This window comes from Pauljensenia sp. 20925_1_27, from assembly GCF_041432835.1.
Lineage (GTDB): Bacteria > Actinomycetota > Actinomycetes > Actinomycetales > Actinomycetaceae > Pauljensenia.
Map to the genome: position 1 here is coordinate 58,874 of NZ_JAPWAH010000008.1, position 20,524 is coordinate 79,397.

Genomic DNA, 20,524 nt, shown 5'->3' on the forward strand with positions numbered 1-20,524 from the left:
CCGTTCTGTTTTGAGGAGCGCATTGTCAGTTCGCGCATCGAAACGCTGTGACGCTGCTTGTTCACTCCTCGGGTTGCATTCATATCTACGCAACGCGGGACGTTTCAGGCTTATTCCACCATCGAGTCGATTGGCCTATGGGTTGCGCCACCCAGACTCAACTCTGGACGTGCTGCCCCGCGAGACCCCGCCTCGATGGTTCCTTCGTCGCTTCCTCGTTCACGGATGAGTCCGGGGCCGAGTTTTCATCCTCGCTCCCGCCGGAACCACGCATGAGGCGCACCCCCTCGAGGACGTACATGAAGCCCGAGTAGAGCGTGAGCGCGAGAGCGACGCCCGCGAGGGCCATACCCAGCTGGATCACCAGGACCACCCACCACTCGTTGGCATCGGAGAGATCCTTGAAGTGCGCCCACGGGATCAGCAGCACACCAAGGGCCACGATCTGCATGAAGGTCTTGAGCTTGCCCGCCCGATTCGCGGAGACGACGACGCCGCGGCGCAGGAAGAACGCACGCATTGCGGTAATGCCCAGCTCGCGCACGGCGATGAGGATTGTCACCCACCAGGGCAGGAACCCCTGATAGGACAGCAGACCGAAGCCGCACAGCGTGAGGGCCTTGTCAGCGATGGGGTCGGCGATGCGACCGAAGTCGGTGATCTGACCCCACGAGCGCGCAAGCTCGCCGTCAAAGCGGTCCGTGATGGCCGCGATGGCGAAGACGACGAAGGCCGCCCACAGCGCGGTCCATGACTTGCTTTGCAGGCCAAGGATCACGAACACGGGGACGAGAATCAGGCGCAAAACGGTCAGCGCGTTAGGCAGGTTCACGACGGGAACCTTGCTGTCTCGCTGCACGCGCGACACGTTATCGCTCATGACCGTTTCCTTTCCTCTCAGCGGCCCGTGAGCTGCCAAGCATCCTCATTGTCCTCGGGCTCCTCGTCGACCCAGTCGGGCGATGAACCACCAAAGTTATGACCAGAGTACGGGTCCACCCCACTGCCGCGCGAATCGCCGGGGAGAGCCGTGCCCATTTCGTAACCGGACGCGGGCGATTGGACGGGCACAGACGAGGCCGGGGCCCCCTCCGCGACCCCTGCCCCAGCACCGACGGCTGGGCTGGGCGCCGCCTCAAGCGCAGCCGGAGCGGGCGCGGGGGCGGGCTCGGGCTCGGGTTCGGGTTCGGAAATGCTGGCGGACTCTCCGCGCAGCATGGCGAGGACCTCGGGCAGCTGCTCGGGGGTGACGAGCACTTGGCGCGCCTTGGATCCCTCGGAGGGGCCCACGATGTCGCGCGATTCGAGCAGGTCCATGAGGCGCCCTGCGCGGGCGAAGCCGACGCGCAGCTTGCGCTGGAGCATCGAGGTGGAGCCAAGCTGCGTGGAGACGACGAGTTCGGCGGCCTGCAGCAGGTCTTCGAGATCGTCTCCGATGTCTTCGGCGACCTTGGTTTCCTTCTTGTCCGGCACGACGTCGTCGCGGTAGTGCGTCTCCATCTGGCTTTTGACGTGCGCGACGACCTGGTGGATCTCGGATTCGGAGACCCACGCACCCTGGACGCGCATGGGCTTGGACGCGCCGGCGGGCAGGTAGAGGGCGTCACCCTGGCCGATGAGCTTCTCGGCGCCGGGCTGGTCAAGAATCGTGCGCGAGTCGGTCAGCGACGACGTCGCGAACGCGAGGCGCGAGGGGATGTTGGCCTTGATGAGGCCCGTGACGACGTCGACCGAGGGGCGCTGGGTGGCCAGGACCAGGTGGATACCGGCGGCACGCGCAAGCTGGGTGATGCGCTGGATGGAGGCTTCCACGTCGCGCGGTGCGACCATCATGAGGTCGGCGAGCTCGTCGACGACCACGAGCAGATACGGGTAGGGGTGCAGCGTCCGGTTCAGGCCCGGCTTGGCCTGCACCTGTCCGGCGGCCACGGCCTTGTTGAAGTCGTCGATGTGCTTGAAGCCGTAGTCCGACAGGTCGTCGTAGCGCGCATCCATCTCCTTGACGACCCATTCGAGGGCCTCGGCGGCCTTCTTGGCGTCGGTGATGATGGGCGAGATGAGGTGCGGGATGCCCTCGTAGATCGTGAGCTCCACGCGCTTGGGGTCGACGAGGATCATGCGGACCTGCTGAGGCGTCGCACGCATCATGATCGACGTGATCATGGAGTTGACGAAGGAGGACTTACCGGAACCGGTCTGGCCGGCCACCAGCATGTGCGGGGTCTTGGCCAGGTTGGTGACGACGTAGCCGCCTTCGACGTCCTTGCCGACGCCGACGACGAGCGGGTGCTGGTTGCGGCGTGCGGCTGCGGAGCGCAGGACGTCGCCGAGGGCCACATTTTCGCGGTCGGCGTTCGGGATTTCGATACCGATGGCGCTCTTGCCGGGGATCGGCGCGAGGATGCGTACATCGGCCGAGGCCACCGCGTAGGCGATGTTCTTCGACAGGTTTGTAAGCTTGTCGACCTTTACGCCGGCACCGAGAACGACCTCGTAGCGGGTGACTGTCGGGCCGCGCGAGAACCCCGTGACGCGCGCGTCGACGTTGAAGTCCGCGAAGACCTGGCCAAGAGCCGCGACGACCTGGTCATTGACCGCCGAGCGCGTCATGTGGGGCGGGCCGGAGACGAGGAGGTCTTCCGACGGCAGGGTGTAGGTGATCGAGTCGTCGAGGTTGGGTTGGAAGGCCCCCTCGGGCTCGTCCGTAATCGGCGGGGGCGCCGGCTCATCCTCAGGTTCGGGTTCGGGCACGTGGGCGGGAACCTGTACGGGTGCGGGAGCCACGACAGGACGCATCTGCGTGAGCATCTCGGTGGGCGCGTCGGGCGTCGAGGCACGAGGCCGGGGCGTGGGCGCCTGCGCGGCGATCGCTCCGGACTCGAGAAGGCGCGTCTGGTCGGCCGAGTCGGAGTCGGTGGCCTGACGGAAGGACTCGTCCCCATCGTATTCATCGAGGAACGCATCATCGCCAGCCGCGAGGTCCTTGCGGGACTTGCGGCGAGCCTTCTTCGCGGGGTCCTCCGCGTCCTTCTCTGCGGACTCAGTCTCCCCCTCGGGGCGCTGTCCGCTGAGGTGCGCAGCGAGGTCACGCAGGCGCGCCGGTACGTCGGCAACGGCCGTGCGGGTGGCCAGCAGGATCGAATAAGCCAGGAGCAGGAGCATGAGAGCACCAGCTCCCCAACCGGACAGGAGCAGGGCGAGAGGACGCGCGACGAACCATCCGATGAGGCCACCCGCCGCCTCGATTCCGGGGTCGTCAGCTATACCGGGGTTTCCGCGCGAAATATGCACGAGGCCCGTCAGCGCTGCGGTGATGCCGATACCCCCAGCAATGTGGTGCGGCAGAGCCGAGCGTCCAGATCGGGCGGTCACCAGCTCAACAGCGAGCGCGATGAGAACGAGGGGGAGCACCACCGAAAAGATGCCGAACAGTCCTGCCGAGGCGTGGTGGATCGCGTCCCCGGCCTCGCCGGAAATCTGGAACCATTCACGCAGCGCGATCACGATGGCGGCCGCAACCACGACGAACGCAGCGGCATCGCGCTTCACCTGCGCGTCGGTCGCCTTCCACGCGCGCAGGACACCAATTCCCGCGCGGCCAACCGCGGAAAAGAAGCGGGCCAGGAAACCCGGCTGCGTCGGTTCGGGCTGGGGTGCCTGCGCAGACCGAGACGAGCCTCCCTTCGCGCGCGGGCGCGCGGGAGCCTTACCAGACGAGGAGCGTGGAGACGATTGTGCCATGATCGTTCCACCATATCGCCCGCCGCGGCCCGACTGAGCCAGGCGCGCCGCGCAAGATCAGCGCAGGATGTTCGTAACGACTCCCGTTTCGAGCACGTTCTCAACCTGATCGCGCGTCGGAACGGGCAGGGCAGACTCGTGGGAAACTGCCAGCGCAGCGCCCGCGTTCGCCATGAGGCACGCGGTCTCCAAGTCGTAGCCCATCACCAGGCCGGCGCACATCTCGGCGATGTGCGTGTCGCCCACGCCCGCGGTGTCCGCGATGGGCGTCTGGAAAGCGGGGATGGAAATGACCGGAGCATCGGCGAATTTCTGCAGCTCGCAGCCTCTCTCCCCAACCCGACGGACAGTCGCCGCGTCGGGACGCATGTAGGTGCGGATCGTGGCACCGGGACGATTGGCATCGAGAATACCCGCCAGCGTCGAGGCCTCCCAGCTGTTCATCGTCACCACGTCCGCACGCGCGAAGATCGTCTCCCACGCCTCGACGGGGACCTGGGCGACCGCGGGCGACACGGACACAACGAGGGTGACGTCAGGCGGCAGGGCGGCTGCCCACTCGCTCAGCTCCGAGGCGGCATGCGCGCTCGTCATATCCGAGGCGGCCACGTGGACCACATCCCCGTCGCGCAATTCGATGCTCGCCAACGCAGCGCGCGACGGCTCCGACTCGACGCCCGCCGTCACGACGGAACGCATCGACCCGTCCTCGACGATCAGCTGGATGACAACGCCAATGTCACCCACGAGCTCGGGAGTCAGCACCTCGACACCCGCTTCGACCAGCTGCTGACGCACCGCGAAGGAGTTCGGGCCCGTCCCCAGAGGTGAGGCCGCAGCCGTCGGCACTCCCATCGCAGCAGCAGCGCACAGGGTCGTGAACCCACCGCCCGGACGCGAGCTGGCCGCATCCGCGTGGACGGATCCCCCTCGCTCCGGCATGTATGCGATGTGCATCGGCAACACAAGCGCGACAGAATGCGTCGAAATGAAACGACCCGACACGAATTTTCCTTCCTTCAAGCGCGCTACCGCCCAGCACGCCACGGCCTCGTCGATGAAGAACGTCAGCCTACTGCTCGGTCACGACCGGAACGATCATAGGACGACGATGCAGGCGCCGCGCAACCCAGCGACCGATCACGCGGCGCATGGCCTGCTGCAGGACATAGGGGTCCTGACCGCCGGGTGCCGCAGCATCCGTGAGCGCCTGGGTAACGTCGGGGAGGATCTCTTCGAAGACCGAGTCGTCCTCGGCCATGCCGATCGCACGGATCTCAGGACCGGCCAAGACCATGCCGGAGTCGTGCTCGACGACCGCGAAAATCGAGATGAAGCCCTCTGAGCCCAGCGTACGGCGGGTCTCCAGTTCGTCCTCGGAGATCTCTCCGATCGAACGGCCGTCCACATACACGTACTCGCACGGCACGACGCCCGACACGCGCGCGACACCGTCCTTGAGGTCGACCGTCACGCCGTCCTCCGCCAGGACAACGTTCTGCGGGTCCATTCCGGTCTTGACGGCCAGCTGGCCGTTACCCACCAGGTGGCGGACCTCGCCGTGAATGGGCATCACGTTCTTGGGCTGAACGATGTTGTAGCAGTAGATGAGCTCGCCGGCGCTCGCGTGGCCCGACACGTGCACCTTCGCATTCTCCTTGGACACAACACGCGCACCCAGACGGGTCAGGTCGTTGATGACGCGGTACACGGAGTTCTCGTTACCGGGGATCAGCGAGGAAGCCAGCACGACCATATCGCCGGGCTCGATCGTCACCGTGCGGTGGGACCCCACCGACATGCGCGACAACGCCGCCATCGGCTCGCCCTGCGAACCGGTCGCCATGTAGACGCGCTCGGAAGGCGGCAGCTCGCTAATGCCCTTGAGATCCACGATGAGGCCCTCGGGGATCGACAGGTAGCCCTTCTCCTCAGCAATGCGCATGTTGCGCTCCATCGAGCGGCCCACGAAGGCCACGCGACGCCCGTGGTGGGCCGCCGCGTTGATGACCTGCTGGACACGATGCACGTGCGAGGCGAAGGAAGCGACGATGATCTGGCCGGTCGCCTCACCAAAAACCTGGTCGAGGACGGGGCCGATCTCGCGCTCGGGCGTGATGAAGCCGGGGACCAGCGCGTTCGTCGAGTCCACCATGAACAGGTCGACGCCTTCCTCGCCCATGCGAGCGAAGGCACGCAGGTCGGTGAGGCGACGGTCCAGCGGCAGCTGATCCATCTTAAAGTCACCCGTGATGAGGACGTTGCCCGCATCCGTGCGCACGAAGACCGCGAGCGCGTCGGGGATCGAGTGGGTGACGGACACGAATTCGAGGTCGAAGGGGCCGACGGTGAGGCGATCGCCCTCGGCGACGACGTTGAGGCCCGGGTCGGACAGGCGGTGTTCACGCAGCTTGGGGGCGACGAAGGCCAGGGTCAGATCGGATCCGTAGATCGGAATGTCGCCTCGCAGCTTGAGCAGGTAGGGCACGGCACCGATGTGGTCCTCGTGACCGTGGGTGAGGACGAGGCCGACGACGTCGTCCATGCGGTCCTCAATCCACGAGAAATCCGGCAGGATCAGGTCGACGCCGGGCTGTGTCTCTTCGGGGAAGAGAACGCCACAGTCCACGACCAGGAGCTTGCCCCGGTACTCGAGGACGTTCATGTTGCGGCCGACCTCGCCGAGACCTCCCAGCGGGATCACTCGCAGTGCGCCCTCTTCCAGGGGCGCGGGTTCGCTGAGGTTGTCGTACAAAGACTTCATGATGCCAGTCTGCCACGTTGGTGCCTCTTTGCCCGCATCGGGAGCCACGTTGGATAGGTCGGTCCCCTCACATTTGGCGTCATCGGGGGCGATCGTGGGTCACTGGTGGTGCAGGTGCCCGTCTTCCATGGTGTAGCCGCGGTCGGCGAAGTGGCGGGCGTCGGCCTCGTGGGAGACGACGAGGACGGCGGCACCGGCGTTCGCTGCGTCGCGCAGGAGGGTCAGGACTGCGGTCGCGTTCGCGCTATCGAGGCCAGCTGTGGGCTCGTCCGCCAAAACGATGGAGGGTTCCATGAGGAGGGCGCGCGCGATCGCCATGCGCCGCAGTTCCCCGCCCGACAGCTCGGTGGGCTTGGCATCGGCAAGGTCGGTCAGTCCCACAGCGTCCAGCAGCTCACGCGCACGGCCTGCGGGTGCCTCGTCCGTGGCGTAGAGGATTGAGGGAAGCAGGACGTTGTCGAGGACACTCAGGGCGCGCAGGGCTGTATTGCCTTGGGGGACGAGGCCGATGCGCGCGTTGCGCAGCCGGGAGCGTTCCTCGTCGCGCAGCGAGTACAGATCCGTCCCCTCGACACGCACGTGTCCAGCCGTGGGCGTGAGGATCCCGGCGAGCATGGTCAGCAGGGTGCTCTTACCGCTCCCCGAGTGGCCGGAGATGACGGTCAATTGCCTCTCATCCAGGCCGAAATCCATCGGGTGGACCGCGGTGAAGACCCGCTTTCCTCCGCGTGCCCTGGCGAACTCTTTCGACAGACCCGTTGCCTCGAGGATCATGTCACTCCCCTTCCTTCAGGGCCAGGCTGGCATCCATTGTTGTCACGTACCGCAGCGCTATCCACGAGGAGACGAGGGCGACGATGCCCACCGACGCGAGCGCCCCCAGCGCCAACGCCGCCAGCACTGACGCGGATGGGACGAGGAATCCGCCTCCCAGGCTTTGATCGACGAGGCCGGAGAAAGACACGAGGAGGACACCCGAGATGATGATGCCACCGATGCCTCCGAGGATGTTGACGCCGAGCGCCTCGCGGATGATGATGCCGGAGATCATGCGCCGGTGTGCACCCATGGCGACGAGGGTGGCAAATTCACGCTTGCGTTCGGCGACCATCAGGACGAACAACAGGGTGATCATGAGCAGGCCGACGCCCCACGCGACGCCGATGAGGACGGTGACCGTGTGCGACGTCGAGTCCAGCGATTGCGCGATGCCACTGACCATCCTCGTCGAGGTGGCGACCGCCACCCCTGGCACCTGCTGTTGGATCTGAGCGGCCACGGCCTCGGCGTCATACCCGTGCTTTACCTTGACCATGACCGAGGAGATAATGCGGTCCGTCTCAAGCGTCGAGTACTTGTTGAGGCCCTTGCGCAGCGAGGAGTCGATGACCTTCTTCGCGGTCTCGAAGTTCATATAGACAGCATTATCGAGGGTCGATCCGGTCGCATCAAACTGGCCGACGACCCGCAGCGTGTTGTCGAAAAGCTGGAAGTTGTTCGGGTCGTTGGCAAGCACGTTGGCTCCGACGATCACCTCGTCGTCTCCCAGTTGCGTGCGCCCCACCGCATCCCTCATCCACGGCTGGATCGTGAAGTCGGTGGCGGGATCGTAGGCGATCACCTGGTAGCGGCCCGAGCAGCAGCTCGCCCTCGCCGAGGCCAGGAAGAGCTGGGAGGATGCGGCCTCTACCCCGTCGACGGCGGCGACCTCATCACGAGTCGCCGCATCCATGTAGAAGTATGAGGGCTCGGCGCTCACAAGGAACGTCTGTGCGTCAAAATCGGTATCGGCCTCGGCGGGGGTGACCATGATGTCGGCTCCCAGGCGCGACTGGACCGTGCGCAGGCCGTGTTCGATCCCCTGGACGATAAGGGTCCCTCCGAAAATCGTCATCGTCATGAGCATGGAAAAGAGGACGAGGGTCCCCGTCCGCACGGGGTACCCGCGCAGGTTCATCCACGTAAGTCGCGAGCGCGACAGCATTGCGTCATTCCTCCTTGACCATCGTCCCTAGATCAGGACCGTTTTCTGTCCGCTGACCACGCGGCTGACCCGAGCGAGGGCGAGGCGCGTTCCCACGATCCCCACACAGGTGAGCGCGGCTATCGATACACCGGCGAGGGGCAGTGACGTCCCGAGGGCGGTGAGGACCTCGAGGAGGCTTCCATCACCTACAACAGGCAGGGCAAGGGCTATCAGCGCCACGCCCGCGAGTGCACCCACCGCGTGGAGTAACGCGGATTCACCCAGCATGACGCGGTTGATGATGCCATGCGATGCCCCGATCGAACGCCACACGGCCAGTTCGGGGCGTCGCTCGTTCATGAGACTCACCTGTACGACGACGAGAGCACCGAGCAGCACCAGCCAGATGGCGCCCAGTACACCGATCGCCAGCCCACGGTGCGATCGAATGCCCGAGGCAGTATCGACGAGGGCCTCGTTGCTGCGCACCGCGGTCACCTTGCGCACGTACAGGTTGATCCAGTTCGTCACGCTCTCAATAGTGTCACTGTCAGACGTACGTACGAGCGCTGCCGAGTAGTCGGCGTGCGGGTCAACGGTGGCATCAATGTCCTTCCCCGCCGCGCGGGCATCGGCGACGATGTCGGAGAGCGTGTCCATGCTGACGAAGACGGCGTTATCCAGCTCCGAGCCAGTGGCGAGCAGATGCGCGTTAATCGGGTGCTCCTCGCCAAAGACTGAGAGGGTCTGCCCGTCCGCCCCGGGGACAGCACTACCGACCGCGACGCTCCCGCGGGGCAGGGACGCCCGCTCCCCCTCGCGCATCCAGGGACCCAGCACGAAGTCCGTCTCCGGCTCGAAGCCGACGATCCACCGCGTGGATCCGTCCTCCAGCGTCTCTGAGACGTACAGCTGGTGAGATACCGAAGCGATGTCCTCGTTCGAGGACAGGCGCGCCAGAGCGGAGCGCGGCTGGTGGCAGCCCACCGGGGTTCCGAGCATGAGCAGTCGGTTCTTGTCCACCTGATTCAGGCAGCTCGTCGGGTAGACGACGAGGTCAGCGCCGAGGCGTCGCTCGGCCAGGGATAATTCATTCCTCGCGGCAGTGACAAGAATGAACCCTCCAAAGACGCACGCCGCCTGCGCGAGCGCGAGAAAGAGGATGACGACGGACCGGAGGGGATGCGCGCGAATGTTCGCGACGGGAACACGGCGCAGGGACAGCGCGTTGTTCATCAGCTCCCCTCACCGGCCCCCGCGACGCTGATCCACAGGGCGGGTCGCACCCCATACTGAAGATCGACGTTCGCTCCGCTGAGCGACGGCGTGCCCGAGGCATCGACGAATTGCGTGGCGAACCCGTACGTCCCGGGAGAACGCAGCCACCAGTCGGCGGTCCCATCCTCGGAAACGCTCAGGGGCCCCTCGGCGGCGTGCTGGGTGGCAAGCGCGGCACCGATGTCGCTGCGCGCAGCCGCGGTATTCAGGTAGATAACGCTCTCGGTCTCGCTCAGCGCAAAGACGCGATCATCGGTAGCGGCACCGCCACTCGCACCGGTGATGGACTGATCCGCGTTCTCGTTATGCACCGTCTCGATGAGGCCGCGCTGAACGGGGGTGAACGCCGCCTCGTAGAACTCGCCGTTCATCCAGGCGCGCAGGTCGGACTTTTCCCACGTGATTTCCTCGAACGGCACGTGGTGATACTGCCGGGCCTCCAGAACATCGGCGCTCAGCAGCAGGAGCTGGCCGTCGATCTCATCGAGGACGATCCACCGAATCGGCTCAGCCCCATTGGACGTGTCGCCATCCTGCTCGTAGGAACCAAACTCGATCGTATCGCCCTTGGACACGCGGCGGTACGGCAGCGCCGGATCGGCATCAACGAGGGCCTGCGCGCGCTGCGCAGCATCGCTGTAGCGTCCCAACGAATGGAAGATCTCGTAGGCGCCCTGGGCATCCCCGGCCTCGTTGAGGGCGACGGCCTGACGGTAACGCATCGCGTTGCGCACGACCACCGTCAGCGCGAGAGCAAGAGAGAGCACAAGGAGAACCGCGCCGACACGCACGGTTTTCCGACGAAATAGGGCCCTCACGCCGCCATTGTCTCCCATCTGGGCGTCTCCGTCAGGCGGAGATCTTCGTATCCTTCTTGAAGGACGAGGCCAGCGCCCCAACACCACTGCCGGCAACCAGGACGCTCATGATGCGCACAAAAGGCTGGAAAACCGTGTGGCAGCGCATCGTCTTCATCATGCACAGCGGGCAGATGCCGCCGGGAATAAAGAAAACGACGACGCTGGCGATCACCGCGAGCGCGAGCAGGGCCAGGCGTACAGGCTTCTTCGTGACGAGGGCCGAGGCACCGTAGAGCGCGATGAGTCCAACGGCGCTGCCGGCCACCATATTCTGGCACTGATGGCAATGCATCCACGTACCGTCGGGCTTGGGCTCACACGCAGAAAAGACGGTCACCCCTCCGGCGAGCAGGAGCGCACTGAGGGCGGCAGGAACCAGGGGGATGATAACGTCCTTCTTTGCCACGGCATCCATTCCTTACAGACATACTCAGTGTTGGCGAACTTTACTAAGGTATATTAAACCTTCATTTCAGGCATCGTCAACGATCGTTATCCCGTCCTTGATATGCCAAGAAGAGACACGTCACCCCCGCCGAATAGTCGACGGGGGCGCACGGTTCAGAGCAGGCCAGCGGCGCACAGGGCGCGGCGCAGCGCCGACACCTCGTCATCGCTGATTCCGACCATCGGCAGGCGCACAGCCGGGCTATCGATGACACCCTGAAGCCACAGCGCATACTTCGCCATGACCGCTCCCTGCCCACCGCCCATGATGGCGTGCACGAGGGGCCGCAGCGAGTACGACAGCTCGCGGGCCTCCCACACCTGGTCGGAGTCAAGCAGCTCGATCATACGGCGGTAATGGGCAGAGGCCACGTGCGTCACCACCGAGATGAAGCCCGAGGCCCCACCCGTCATCCACGCGAAGTTCAGGCCGTCGTCGCCCGAGTAGTACTCCAAGCCCGTACGGTGCATGCGCTCCACACCGGTCTCCACGTCGCCCGTCGCATCCTTCACGCCCAGGATCCGGGGGTGTTGAGCGAGGATGTCAAGGGTCGCGTCAGAGAACGCGATGCCCGTACGACCCGGAATGTCGTAGAGCATGACGGGCAGGTCGGTCGCATCCGTCACGGCACGCACGTGCGCACGCAGCCCCTCCTGGGAGGGACGGTTGTAGTACGGGGACACAATCAGCAGACCGTCCGCCCCATGCTCCTGAGCGCCCTCGCCGATACGCACCGCGTGCGCCGTATCATTCGAGCACGCGCCGCACAGGATGAACGCCCGATCACCCACGGCCTCACGCACAGCGTCCGTCAGGTCATTCTTCTCCGGCTGGTGCGTCGTCGGCGACTCGCCCGTCGTACCCGACAGCAGGATCGTGTCACATCCCTCGTCCACCAGCTTGATCGCCAAGCGCTGCGCGGACGGCAGATCGATGTCTCCAGCGGGGGTCATCGGGGTGATCATGGCGGCCGCGAGGGAACCGAAGCGGCGAGGAGGAATGTTACTCATGCTCTCCATGATACGCAGGCCTGCCCACCGATGGACACAACCGACTCCGACATGGACAGACAGCACAGCAGCTCGCCCGCGCGGAATCGATCGCGCCGTAGGCCCTTAGTCGCGATCCGCCCACCACATGTGTTGTGTCAGCCCATCACCCAGCACGCGCACCGCACCGGAGGGCGCAAAACCCGCCGACGTGTAAAAACGCTGACGCTCCTCATCGTCAACGCCCACCCAGGCGCGCAGCTGGCCACTCGTCAAGTCAGCAACAGCCGCCAGCAGGCGCGACGCATGACCCGAGCGCCGGAAGTTCTTCTCCACCGTCAGCTCGTACACCTGCGTCGCGGCCACCGCGCCGTCGCCCGAGGTGGCTAAGTCGCCCGAGGCGGCCCCGGCCTCGTCGGGACCGGCGAGCGCAAAGCCCACGATCATGTTCCCGTGGAGGGCCACGAGGAGCGCGGAACCCGCGGGCCGCGGCGCACCGAGCGTCTCCTCCCACTGCGCGGCGAGCGTCTCAACCGTGATGCCCGGTGCGCCCAACGCGCTCTCCCCCATGAGGGAACGCCACGCTTCGTACTGCAGCTGCGCGATCGCGGGGGCGTCGCCGCGCTGGGCGGGCCGCACAGAGCGGTCGGGACCGACGGTCGAACTCACAGGCCCATCACCTGATCGAGCCCGATCGTCAGGCCTGTGCGACCGATGACGCGGCGCACGCCCAGGAGGACGCCGGGCATAAAGGACACGCGGTCGAAGGAATCCGTACGAATCACCAGCTGTTCGCCCGCATTACCCAGCAGGATCTCTTCCGAGGCGGTCAGGCCGCGCAGGCGCACGGCATGGACAGGAACGCCGTCAACGCGGCCGCCACGACTGCCGAGCTCGTCGGTCTGCGTCGCGTCGGGCATCTCGCCCAGGCCAGCCTCGGCGCGGGCCTTCGCGATGCCGCGCGCGGTCGCCACCGCGGTGCCTGAGGGGGCGTCCACCTTGGCCGGGTGATGCATCTCGATGACCTCGGCGGACTCGAAGTAGGGAGCGGCCATCGCCGCGAATTTCATGGCCAGTACCGCGCCCATCGCGAAGTTCGGGGCGATCAACACGGCGCGCCCGGCCGCCTCGGCATGTTCGCGCACACGCGCGTAGGACTCGTCCGTCCAGCCGGTCGTACCCACGACGACGTCCACGCCCGCGTCGAGGAGGGCGTGCACGTTGGACTCGGTGACGCTCGGGATCGAGAAGTCGACGGCCACCTGCGCGCCGTTCACGCTCTGCGCGGTGATCTCATCTCCCGCATCGAAGAGTGCAACAACCTCCATATCAGGGGCGCCCGTCACCGCCTGGACAACAGTCGAGCCCATACGGCCCTTGGCTCCGGTCACTGCCACGCGAATCATTGCGCTCTCCTTCATACGGTTATGTGTTGTCTTCAGAGTATGCCCGCGGCGGCGAGGCCTCACGCGGACGGACAGGGGGTTTCTCACTCCCCCGTTTCTTACTTGGCAGGTAGGACGAGAGCCCGGCAATCCAGCTTGGTCACAAGGGACGCAGCCAACGCGCGCACGTCGCGGGCTTCGACCGCGTCGAACTCCGCGAGAGACTCGTCGATAGGACGGTAGCGTCCGATGATCTCCGAGCGGCCCAGGCGCATCATGCGCGACCAGTTGTCTTCCAACCCCAGGACAACGCCACCGCGCACCTGTCCGCGCACGCGTGTCATCTCCTCCTCGGTCGGGCCCTCTGCTGCCAGCTCCTCCAGCTGTGCGCGCATGATGACCTCGACCTCGTCGACCTTATCGGGGCTGCAGCCCGCGTACATGCCGAAGGTTCCCGTGTCCGAGTAGGCGACGTCGAAGGCGTAGGTCGTGTAGGCCAGGCCGCGCTTTTCACGCACCTCCTGGAAGAGGCGCGACGACATGGATCCACCCAGGACCGACAGCAGGACGCTCATGGTCGGGCCCGCCGGGTCCGTCGCCGACAGGCCCTCGCACCCGATGATGACGTGCGCCTGGGTGACGTCACGTCGGCGGGTAATGTCCTTGTCGTGGTCCGCAATCGGGCTCGGGGCCGTCGATCGACGAGGCCGGGGCGCGGCCGCGCTGCGCCCATCCCAGGGCGATCCGTCGAGCGCAGCCTGGACGCGCTCGCACACCGATTCGTGGTCGACGTTACCGGCGGCGGCCACAATGAGGGACGAGGGGCCGTAGTGAGCCTGGTAGTGCTCCCACACGTCTGCGCGCTCGACCTCGCGGATCGCCTGAGCCGTGCCGCCTACCGGGCGCCCGATCGGGCGTTCGCCGTGGACGGCCAGCTGGAAGGCATCGTGAACCGTATCGGTCGGCGAATCCTCCCCCATCGCCAGTTCGTCCAGGATGACGCCACGTTCCATCGAAAAGTCATCCTCATCCAGGCGGGAGTCCGTAACCATGTCGGCCAGCGTCTCGATCGCCATGTTGAGATCAGCGTCGCGCACGCGCGCCCAGTAGGCGGTGTGCTCACGCGCGGTCTCCGCGTTCGACTCTCCGCCCACGCTGTCGAAGGCGACGGCGATGTCGAGGGCGGAGCGCTTGTTCGTGCCCTTAAAGAGGAGGTGCTCGAGGAAGTGCGTCGATCCCGCCGTGCGCTCTCCCTCGTCGCGCGAGCCCACGGGCACCCACAGAGAGACTCCCGCGCTCTTCGTCGCCGGGATCATCTGGGTGAGAACGCGCGTTCCCGCTCCCAGGATCGTGCGATCAATGCGGGTATCGCCGTCCTCGATGGACAGACGCGCCTCGTTGAGCGGCAGCGGCTTGGGGGTCATTTTTCTCCTCTTGCATCCCCTGATCGGGGCTTGGCACGAAACGTACACAGTCTAGCCGCAAAAAGGCCGGTGGCCGGGCGGAGTACACGCTCCGTCCCGACCACCGGTCCGATTCAGCTAGCGGGAGCTACTCACTCCTCGGAAGCGCCCTCTTCACGCTCGTCGTCACGGCGACGACGGGTGCGGGTGCGGGGGCGACGCTCACGACGCTCGGAGCGATCACGACGCTCACGACGCTGCTCGGCCTGCTCTCCCTCGGGGGCCTCGAGCTCGCCGGCCTCGCCGTCGATGACGGCGTGCAGGCTCAGCTTGCCGCGGTCGCCGATCTCAGCGATCTCGACCTCGACCTGCTGGCCGACCTGCAGGACGTCGTCCACCGAGTCGATACGCTTGCCGCCCACGAGGCGACGCACCTGCGAGATGTGCAGGAGGCCGTCCTTGCCGGGGGTCAGCGACACGAAGGCGCCGAAGGACGTGGTCTTGACGACCGTGCCGACGAAGCGCTCGCCAACTTCAGGCATCTGCGGGTTCGCGATCTGGTTGACCATCGTGCAGGCGGCCTCGGCGGAGGCGCCGTCGGAGGAGGCGATGTAGACGGTGCCGTCGTCCTCGATGGTGACATCGGCGCCGGTCTCGTCCTGGATCTGGTTGATCATCTTGCCCTTGGGGCCGATGACCTCGCCGATCTTATCGACGGGGACCTTGACGGTGATGATACGAGGGGCGTTGGGGCTCATCTCGTCGGGGCCGTCAATCGCCTGGTTGATGAGGTCGAGGATCGCCAGGCGGGCATCGCGAGCCTGGGCCAGCGCGCCGCGCAGCACCTGGGAGTCGATGCCGTCGAGCTTGGTGTCCAGCTGCAGGGCCGTGATGAAGTCGCGGGTACCGGCAACCTTGAAGTCCATGTCGCCGAAGCCGTCCTCGGCGCCCAGGATGTCGGTCAGGGTGACGGCCTTGAACTGGCCGTCGACCTCGCCCGTCATGAGGCCCATCGCGATGCCCGCGACGGGGGCGCGCAGCGGCACGCCGGCCTGGAGGAGAGACAGGGTCGAGGCGCAGACGGAGCCCATCGAGGAGGAGCCGTTGGAGCCCATGGTCTCGGAGACCTGACGGATCGCGTAGGGGAAGTCCTCACGCGACGGCAGGACGGGAACCAGAGCGCGCTCAGCCAGGTCGCCGTGGCCGATCTCGCGGCGCTTCGGCGAGCCGACGCGGCCGACCTCACCCGTGGAGAACGGGGGGAAGTTGTACTGGTGCATGTAGCGCTTGGAGTTAATGGGCGACAGGTTGTCGATCTGCTGCTCCATGCGCAGCATCGCCAGGGTGGTGATGCCCAGGATCTGGGTCTCACCGCGCTGGAAGAGGGCGGAGCCGTGCACGCGGGGCAGAACCTCGACCTCTGCGGACAGCGAACGGATCTGGCGCGGCGTACGGCCGTCCATGCGGATCTCTTCGCGCAGGGTGCGGTTACGGATCGTGGCCTTCTCGAGCGAACGGAACGCGGCCTTGAGGGCCTTCTCCGACTCGGGGAAGCGCTCGGCCAGGGCGCCAAGCATCTCTTCCTTGACGGCGTCAACGGCCTCATCGCGGGCGAGCTTGCCCTCGGTCAGCAGGGCCTGAGCGATCTTCTCGGCCGCGTACTCCTCGACCGCCGCGTACTCTTCGTCGGTGTAGTCCAGGAACAGCGGGAAGTCGGCGGTCTCCTTGGAGGCCTTTTCTGCGACCTTGATCTGAGCCTCGCACAGCGCCTTGATGAAGGGCTTGGCGGCCTCAAGGCCGTCGGCCACGACATCTTCGGTGGGCGCGGTGGCGCCGGCCTGAATGAGCTCCCACTCATTCTTGCCGCCGCCGGCCTCGACCATCATGATCGCGACGTCTTCGGAGCCGTCTTCCTTGGTGACGATACGGCCCGCGACAACGATGTTGAACACGGAACGCTCGAGCTCGCTCCAACGCGGGAACGCGACCCACTGGTCGTCGATGAGCGCCAGGCGGGTGCCGCCGATCGGGCCCGTGAAGGGCAGGCCCGCGATCTGGGTGGACATGGACGCGGCATTGATCGCCAGGACGTCGTAGGCGTCGTCCGGATCAATCGTCAGGATGGTCTCGACGACCTGAACCTCGTTGCGCAGGCCCTTGACGAAGCCGGGGCGCAGCGGGCGGTCGATGAGGCGGGCGGCCAGGATGGCCTCGGTGCCCGCGCGGCCTTCGCGGCGGAAGAAGGAACCGGGGATGCGACCCGCGGCGTACTGACGCTCCTCCACGTCGACGGTCAGCGGGAAGAAGTCGAACTGGTCCTTCGGGTTCTTGCCCACCGTGGTGGCGGACAGAACGGTGGTGGAATCGTCGAGGTAGGCCAGGGCGGAACCTGCAGCCTGCTTGGCGAGACGGCCGGTTTCGAAGCGCACGACGCGCTTGCCGAAACGGCCGTTATCGATAATCGCCTCTGCGGCGATGATGTCGGAGCCTTCCATCATGGGGCGTTTCTCCTTGGTTTGTTGGTGTCGCGCTCCACTTCGGCCTTCGATCGAAGCCCACGGATAGGCGCTCCGTAGGCCACTGTCGAAAACCGGCGGCTTGTGCGCGAAAAATAACGGTTTGCCCGAGGCGGGCGTGTGAAAACCGGCCCGTCTCCGCTACGGGAGGCGGGCCGGCCCAAAATCAGCGGCGCAGGCCGAGACGCTCGATGAGCGAGCGGTAACGCTCGATGTCGATGTCAGCCAGGTAACCCAGCAGGCGGCGACGACGGCCGACCAGCAGCAGCAGGCCACGACGGGAGTGGTGGTCGTGCGTGTGGGTCTTGAAGTGCTCGGTCAGATCCTTGATGCGACGGGTCAGCAGCGCGATCTGCACCTCGGGGGAACCGGTGTCGCCCTCGTGGGTAGCGTACTCGGCGATGATCTGGTCCTTGACGTCCTTGCTCAGCGGCACAGGCTTCTCCTTTGTATTCGTTGCGCGGGGCATCCGGGCTTTTCCCGGGTGCTGACAGTCCGCGGCCGGTGTACGGCCTTTCTACAGTAGCACGCCACTCGCTTTAACCCCACAATGAGCGACCAAGCTAACGATTCCGCTCCTCAACGAGGAGGCTTCCCTCCCCCCATCCACCGCTCCGGGGCCTCGGGCCGGGTGGATATTCGCCCAGCTCGTCTGCCGCGCGAGGCCTATCGTGCGGTCACGGAGTCCGGGTCGACGCGCCCAGCGACACCGATGCCGAGGATGGATGCGGTCTGACGCAGGTCATCGTCCATCTGGGTCAGCAGCCCGTCGAGGGAGTCGAAGGACATCATCGGGCGGATGCGCGACACAAACGTGACGGCGATGCGTTCACCGTAGAGGTTCAGGTCCGAGCGTCCCAGGACGTGGGCCTCGACGGTGCGCTCCTCGCCGTTGAACTGGGGATTGGTGCCCACAGAGATGGCGGCAGGCAGGAACTCAGCGGACTGTGTGCCCGGCACGGCGCGAACAACCCAACCGGCGTAGACGCCGTCCGCTGGAATGACGCCTTCGACGTCTTCGGAGAGGTTCGCGGTCGGGAAGCCGAGGGTGCGGCCACGCTTGAAACCGTGGCAGACGGTCCCACGGATGCGGTGCAGGTGTCCGAGGACGCGAGCAGCACCGGACACGTCCCCGGCCGCCAGGAGCTCACGTACCCACGAGGAGGACCAGCGCCGTCCTTCGGGCGCCTCAATGTCGGTGACGGTGATGACGCCAAACCCGTAGCGGCTCCCCAGCTCGCGCAGCGTGTCGATCGTCCCCGCGTTGCCGCGTCCGAAGCGGAAGTCTTCGCCGACGACGACCTCGCGCGCGCCGCAACGCTCCACCAGGTACTCGTAGACGAATTCCTCGGGTTCGAGGCTGTAGACACTCGCGTCATAGCGCGCGACGAGCGTCGCGTCCAGGCCGGCCGCGGCCATCGCGTCGAGGCGGTCACGCAGTGGGGAAATGAGCTGGAGGCCCATTTCGGGCTTGTGCACCTGAATGGGATGCGGGTCGAAGGTGATGGCCACGGCGTCAACGCCCAGCTTGTGGGCGCGCTCGATGCACGTGGAGACGACCTTCTTGTGTCCGTTGTGCATGCCATCGAAATTGCCAATGGTGACGACACTGGCCTCGTTGCCGGGGATGTCAGAGAGGGAATACCAGACGTTCATGAGTCTCTTTCTAGAAAACCAGGACGGTACGCAGGCGCGCCTCGTCAATGCGAAGCAGACCCGGGACGGTGCCGTCCGGCGCGATCGCAGCGATCGGTGACGCTTCCTCCTCGGACGAGCCGTCCGGGCGATAGTCGACCTCGGTCGCCCACTGCGCCAGTTCACCGCGCGAACGCCTGGGGGCCTGACCATGAGCGAACGCTCCGGCCTCGGCCTCGGTCAGGAGGAGAGTGGGGAACATGGTGCGCGCGGCCTCCCCCAGGGGGATCAGGGGCAGGATCGGTTCCGCCTCCGGCTCTCCTTCCGGGGTGGCTGCCTCGACGGCCGCGCTCAGCTCGTCGAGCGTCATTGCCGACTCCAGCGTTACGTCTCCCACTCGTGTGCGGCGCAGCGCGGTCAGGTGGGCGCCCACGCCGAGGGCCTCGCCCGCGTCACGCGCGAGAGCACGTACGTAGGTGCCGGAGGAGCACCCAACGACCACGTCAACATCCACGACGCTCACGGGTCCCGAGGGCAACTCAGCGTCGGGCGCACCCTCAGCATCACCCTCGTTCAGAACGCACTCGACGGTGCGAGGCGGCGCGAGGACCTCCAGGCGCGAAATGTGCACCGGGCGAGCCGCCAGTTCGACGTCCTCGCCCGCGCGGGCAAGCGCGTAGGCGCGCTTTCCATTCACCTTGATCGCCGAGACGGTGGACGGGACCTGCATGATGTCCCCGCGCAGCGGCGCGAGAGCAGCCTCGAGCTGCTCCTCACTCAGCGATGCACAGCCAACGGCGGCGGTCGCGACGCCCTCAGCGTCGTCCGTGTTGGTGGCGACGCCGAAGCGGATCGTCGCCCGATATTCCTTCGAATGACCGCTCACCCAGGTGAGCAGCTTCGTCGCCTTGCCGATGCCGATCACGAGGACTCCCGTCGCCATCGGGTCCAGCGTGCCGCCGTGCCCCACCTTGCGGGTGTGGGCCAGTCGTCGCACGCGTGAGACCACGTCGTGGCTGGTGAGCCCCTGCGGCTTGTCGATAACGACGAGGCCGGGGCGCGGATTATCGGGGCGACGAGCCATGGGGGTCAGGCCCAATCCTTCTCGGCGTCGTCCTCTTCGTCATCGTGACGGTAGGGGTCGGCGTCGCCGGCGTAGGTTGCGCCAGCAGATGCGGCCGCGATGGCCTCGTCCTTCGCCTTGGCCTTGGCCAGGGCATCTTCGAGCGCAGCAGCGCTCTCGGGCAGCGCATCGGGGATGAACTCCAGGGTCGGGGTCAGACGAAGCCCCAGGACCTTGCCCACTCGCGAGCGGAACAGTCCCTGTGCGGAAGCGAAAGCGCGCGCAACCTTCTCACGCTGCTCGCCATCGCCAAGCACCGTGTAGAAGACGGACGCATGCTGCAGGTCGCCCGTCACGCGCACGTCCGTGATTGTCACAAGCTCCAGGCGGGGATCCTTCACGTCGCGTCCGATCATCGACGCGACAGTCTGCAGGATTCGTTCCTGCACCTTACGAACGCGAGCCTCGTCAGCCAT

Annotated in this window: 18 protein-coding genes; all 18 read right to left on the bottom strand. The window is 66.1% G+C overall.

The features are described from left to right. Positions 1-157: 157 nt before the first annotated feature. Positions 158-880: a CDP-diacylglycerol--glycerol-3-phosphate 3-phosphatidyltransferase gene (pgsA, locus tag O3684_RS06175; RefSeq protein WP_500065686.1), complete on the bottom strand. Its 723-nt coding sequence runs from the start codon at positions 878-880 to the stop codon at positions 158-160. Positions 881-897: 17 nt separating this feature from the next. Continuing rightward, positions 898-3,741: a DNA translocase FtsK gene (locus O3684_RS06180; RefSeq protein WP_500065688.1), complete on the bottom strand. Its 2,844-nt coding sequence runs from the start codon at positions 3,739-3,741 to the stop codon at positions 898-900. 57 nt (positions 3,742-3,798) lie between these two features. Further along, complete coding sequence (locus tag O3684_RS06185) at positions 3,799-4,698, bottom strand: PfkB family carbohydrate kinase (RefSeq protein WP_500065730.1); 900 nt, start codon at positions 4,696-4,698, stop codon at positions 3,799-3,801. A 115-nt stretch (positions 4,699-4,813) separates the two neighbouring features. Next, entirely contained in the window at positions 4,814-6,505 is a 1,692-nt protein-coding gene (locus O3684_RS06190) for a ribonuclease J (protein WP_500062466.1), read from the bottom strand. Positions 6,506-6,604: 99 nt separating this feature from the next. After that, entirely contained in the window at positions 6,605-7,279 is a 675-nt protein-coding gene (locus O3684_RS06195; RefSeq protein ID WP_500065690.1) for an ABC transporter ATP-binding protein, read from the bottom strand. A 1-nt stretch (position 7,280) separates the two neighbouring features. Continuing rightward, positions 7,281-8,489: an FtsX-like permease family protein gene (locus O3684_RS06200; protein WP_500065692.1), complete on the bottom strand. Its 1,209-nt coding sequence runs from the start codon at positions 8,487-8,489 to the stop codon at positions 7,281-7,283. A gap of 27 nt (positions 8,490-8,516) precedes the next feature. Beyond that, positions 8,517-9,707, bottom strand: coding sequence for an FtsX-like permease family protein (locus O3684_RS06205; protein ID WP_500065694.1), 1,191 nt, complete (start codon positions 9,705-9,707; stop codon positions 8,517-8,519). After that, positions 9,707-10,585: a DUF6273 domain-containing protein gene (locus O3684_RS06210; protein WP_500065697.1), complete on the bottom strand. Its 879-nt coding sequence runs from the start codon at positions 10,583-10,585 to the stop codon at positions 9,707-9,709. The genes O3684_RS06205 and O3684_RS06210 overlap by 1 nt, the downstream gene beginning before the upstream one ends. A gap of 13 nt (positions 10,586-10,598) precedes the next feature. Continuing rightward, positions 10,599-11,024 (bottom strand): DUF4418 family protein, encoded by a 426-nt coding sequence (locus O3684_RS06215; protein WP_500065700.1) that lies wholly within the window; start codon positions 11,022-11,024, stop codon positions 10,599-10,601. A 146-nt stretch (positions 11,025-11,170) separates the two neighbouring features. Then, positions 11,171-12,067 (bottom strand): 4-hydroxy-tetrahydrodipicolinate synthase, encoded by an 897-nt coding sequence (gene dapA, locus O3684_RS06220; RefSeq protein WP_500065702.1) that lies wholly within the window; start codon positions 12,065-12,067, stop codon positions 11,171-11,173. A gap of 105 nt (positions 12,068-12,172) precedes the next feature. After that, positions 12,173-12,715 carry a GNAT family N-acetyltransferase gene (locus O3684_RS06225; protein ID WP_500065703.1) on the bottom strand — a complete coding sequence of 181 codons (543 nt, stop codon included), beginning with the start codon at positions 12,713-12,715 and terminating at the stop codon, positions 12,173-12,175. Next, the gene (dapB, locus tag O3684_RS06230; RefSeq protein ID WP_500065704.1) at positions 12,712-13,452 is read right to left on the bottom strand and encodes a 4-hydroxy-tetrahydrodipicolinate reductase; all 741 of its coding nucleotides are present in this window, start codon (positions 13,450-13,452) and stop codon (positions 12,712-12,714) included. The genes O3684_RS06225 and dapB overlap by 4 nt, the downstream gene beginning before the upstream one ends. Before the next feature lie 98 nt (positions 13,453-13,550). Further along, positions 13,551-14,855 carry a M16 family metallopeptidase gene (locus tag O3684_RS06235; RefSeq protein ID WP_500065706.1) on the bottom strand — a complete coding sequence of 435 codons (1,305 nt, stop codon included), beginning with the start codon at positions 14,853-14,855 and terminating at the stop codon, positions 13,551-13,553. A 131-nt stretch (positions 14,856-14,986) separates the two neighbouring features. Then, complete coding sequence (locus O3684_RS06240; RefSeq protein WP_500065708.1) at positions 14,987-17,332, bottom strand: polyribonucleotide nucleotidyltransferase; 2,346 nt, start codon at positions 17,330-17,332, stop codon at positions 14,987-14,989. A 184-nt stretch (positions 17,333-17,516) separates the two neighbouring features. Further along, the gene (gene rpsO / locus O3684_RS06245; protein ID WP_003792740.1) at positions 17,517-17,819 is read right to left on the bottom strand and encodes a 30S ribosomal protein S15; all 303 of its coding nucleotides are present in this window, start codon (positions 17,817-17,819) and stop codon (positions 17,517-17,519) included. Positions 17,820-18,016: 197 nt separating this feature from the next. Then, a complete protein-coding gene (locus O3684_RS06250; protein WP_500065710.1) occupies positions 18,017-19,006 on the bottom strand; it encodes a bifunctional riboflavin kinase/FAD synthetase in 990 nt (329 codons plus the stop codon). 10 nt (positions 19,007-19,016) lie between these two features. Beyond that, complete coding sequence (truB, locus tag O3684_RS06255) at positions 19,017-20,069, bottom strand: tRNA pseudouridine(55) synthase TruB (protein WP_500065711.1); 1,053 nt, start codon at positions 20,067-20,069, stop codon at positions 19,017-19,019. Between the two features lie 5 nt (positions 20,070-20,074). Then, entirely contained in the window at positions 20,075-20,524 is a 450-nt protein-coding gene (rbfA, locus tag O3684_RS06260; RefSeq protein ID WP_500065713.1) for a 30S ribosome-binding factor RbfA, read from the bottom strand.

Coding starts and splice junctions, on each gene's coding strand:
- pgsA (WP_500065686.1), bottom strand. CDS start 880: ATGAGCGATAACGTGTCGCGCGTGCAGCGAGACAGCAAGGTTCCCGTC.
- O3684_RS06180 (WP_500065688.1), bottom strand. CDS start 3,741: ATGGCACAATCGTCTCCACGCTCCTCGTCTGGTAAGGCTCCCGCGCGC.
- O3684_RS06185 (WP_500065730.1), bottom strand. CDS start 4,698: ATGCACATCGCATACATGCCGGAGCGAGGGGGATCCGTCCACGCGGAT.
- O3684_RS06190 (WP_500062466.1), bottom strand. CDS start 6,505: ATGAAGTCTTTGTACGACAACCTCAGCGAACCCGCGCCCCTGGAAGAG.
- O3684_RS06195 (WP_500065690.1), bottom strand. CDS start 7,279: ATGATCCTCGAGGCAACGGGTCTGTCGAAAGAGTTCGCCAGGGCACGC.
- O3684_RS06200 (WP_500065692.1), bottom strand. CDS start 8,489: ATGCTGTCGCGCTCGCGACTTACGTGGATGAACCTGCGCGGGTACCCC.
- O3684_RS06205 (WP_500065694.1), bottom strand. CDS start 9,707: ATGAACAACGCGCTGTCCCTGCGCCGTGTTCCCGTCGCGAACATTCGC.
- O3684_RS06210 (WP_500065697.1), bottom strand. CDS start 10,585: ATGGGAGACAATGGCGGCGTGAGGGCCCTATTTCGTCGGAAAACCGTG.
- O3684_RS06215 (WP_500065700.1), bottom strand. CDS start 11,024: ATGGATGCCGTGGCAAAGAAGGACGTTATCATCCCCCTGGTTCCTGCC.
- dapA (WP_500065702.1), bottom strand. CDS start 12,067: ATGAGTAACATTCCTCCTCGCCGCTTCGGTTCCCTCGCGGCCGCCATG.
- dapB (WP_500065704.1), bottom strand. CDS start 13,452: ATGATTCGCGTGGCAGTGACCGGAGCCAAGGGCCGTATGGGCTCGACT.
- O3684_RS06235 (WP_500065706.1), bottom strand. CDS start 14,855: ATGACCCCCAAGCCGCTGCCGCTCAACGAGGCGCGTCTGTCCATCGAG.
- O3684_RS06240 (WP_500065708.1), bottom strand. CDS start 17,332: ATGATGGAAGGCTCCGACATCATCGCCGCAGAGGCGATTATCGATAAC.
- rpsO (WP_003792740.1), bottom strand. CDS start 17,819: ATGCCCCGCGCAACGAATACAAAGGAGAAGCCTGTGCCGCTGAGCAAG.
- O3684_RS06250 (WP_500065710.1), bottom strand. CDS start 19,006: ATGAACGTCTGGTATTCCCTCTCTGACATCCCCGGCAACGAGGCCAGT.
- truB (WP_500065711.1), bottom strand. CDS start 20,069: ATGGCTCGTCGCCCCGATAATCCGCGCCCCGGCCTCGTCGTTATCGAC.
- rbfA (WP_500065713.1), bottom strand. CDS start 20,524: ATGGCTGACGAGGCTCGCGTTCGTAAGGTGCAGGAACGAATCCTGCAG.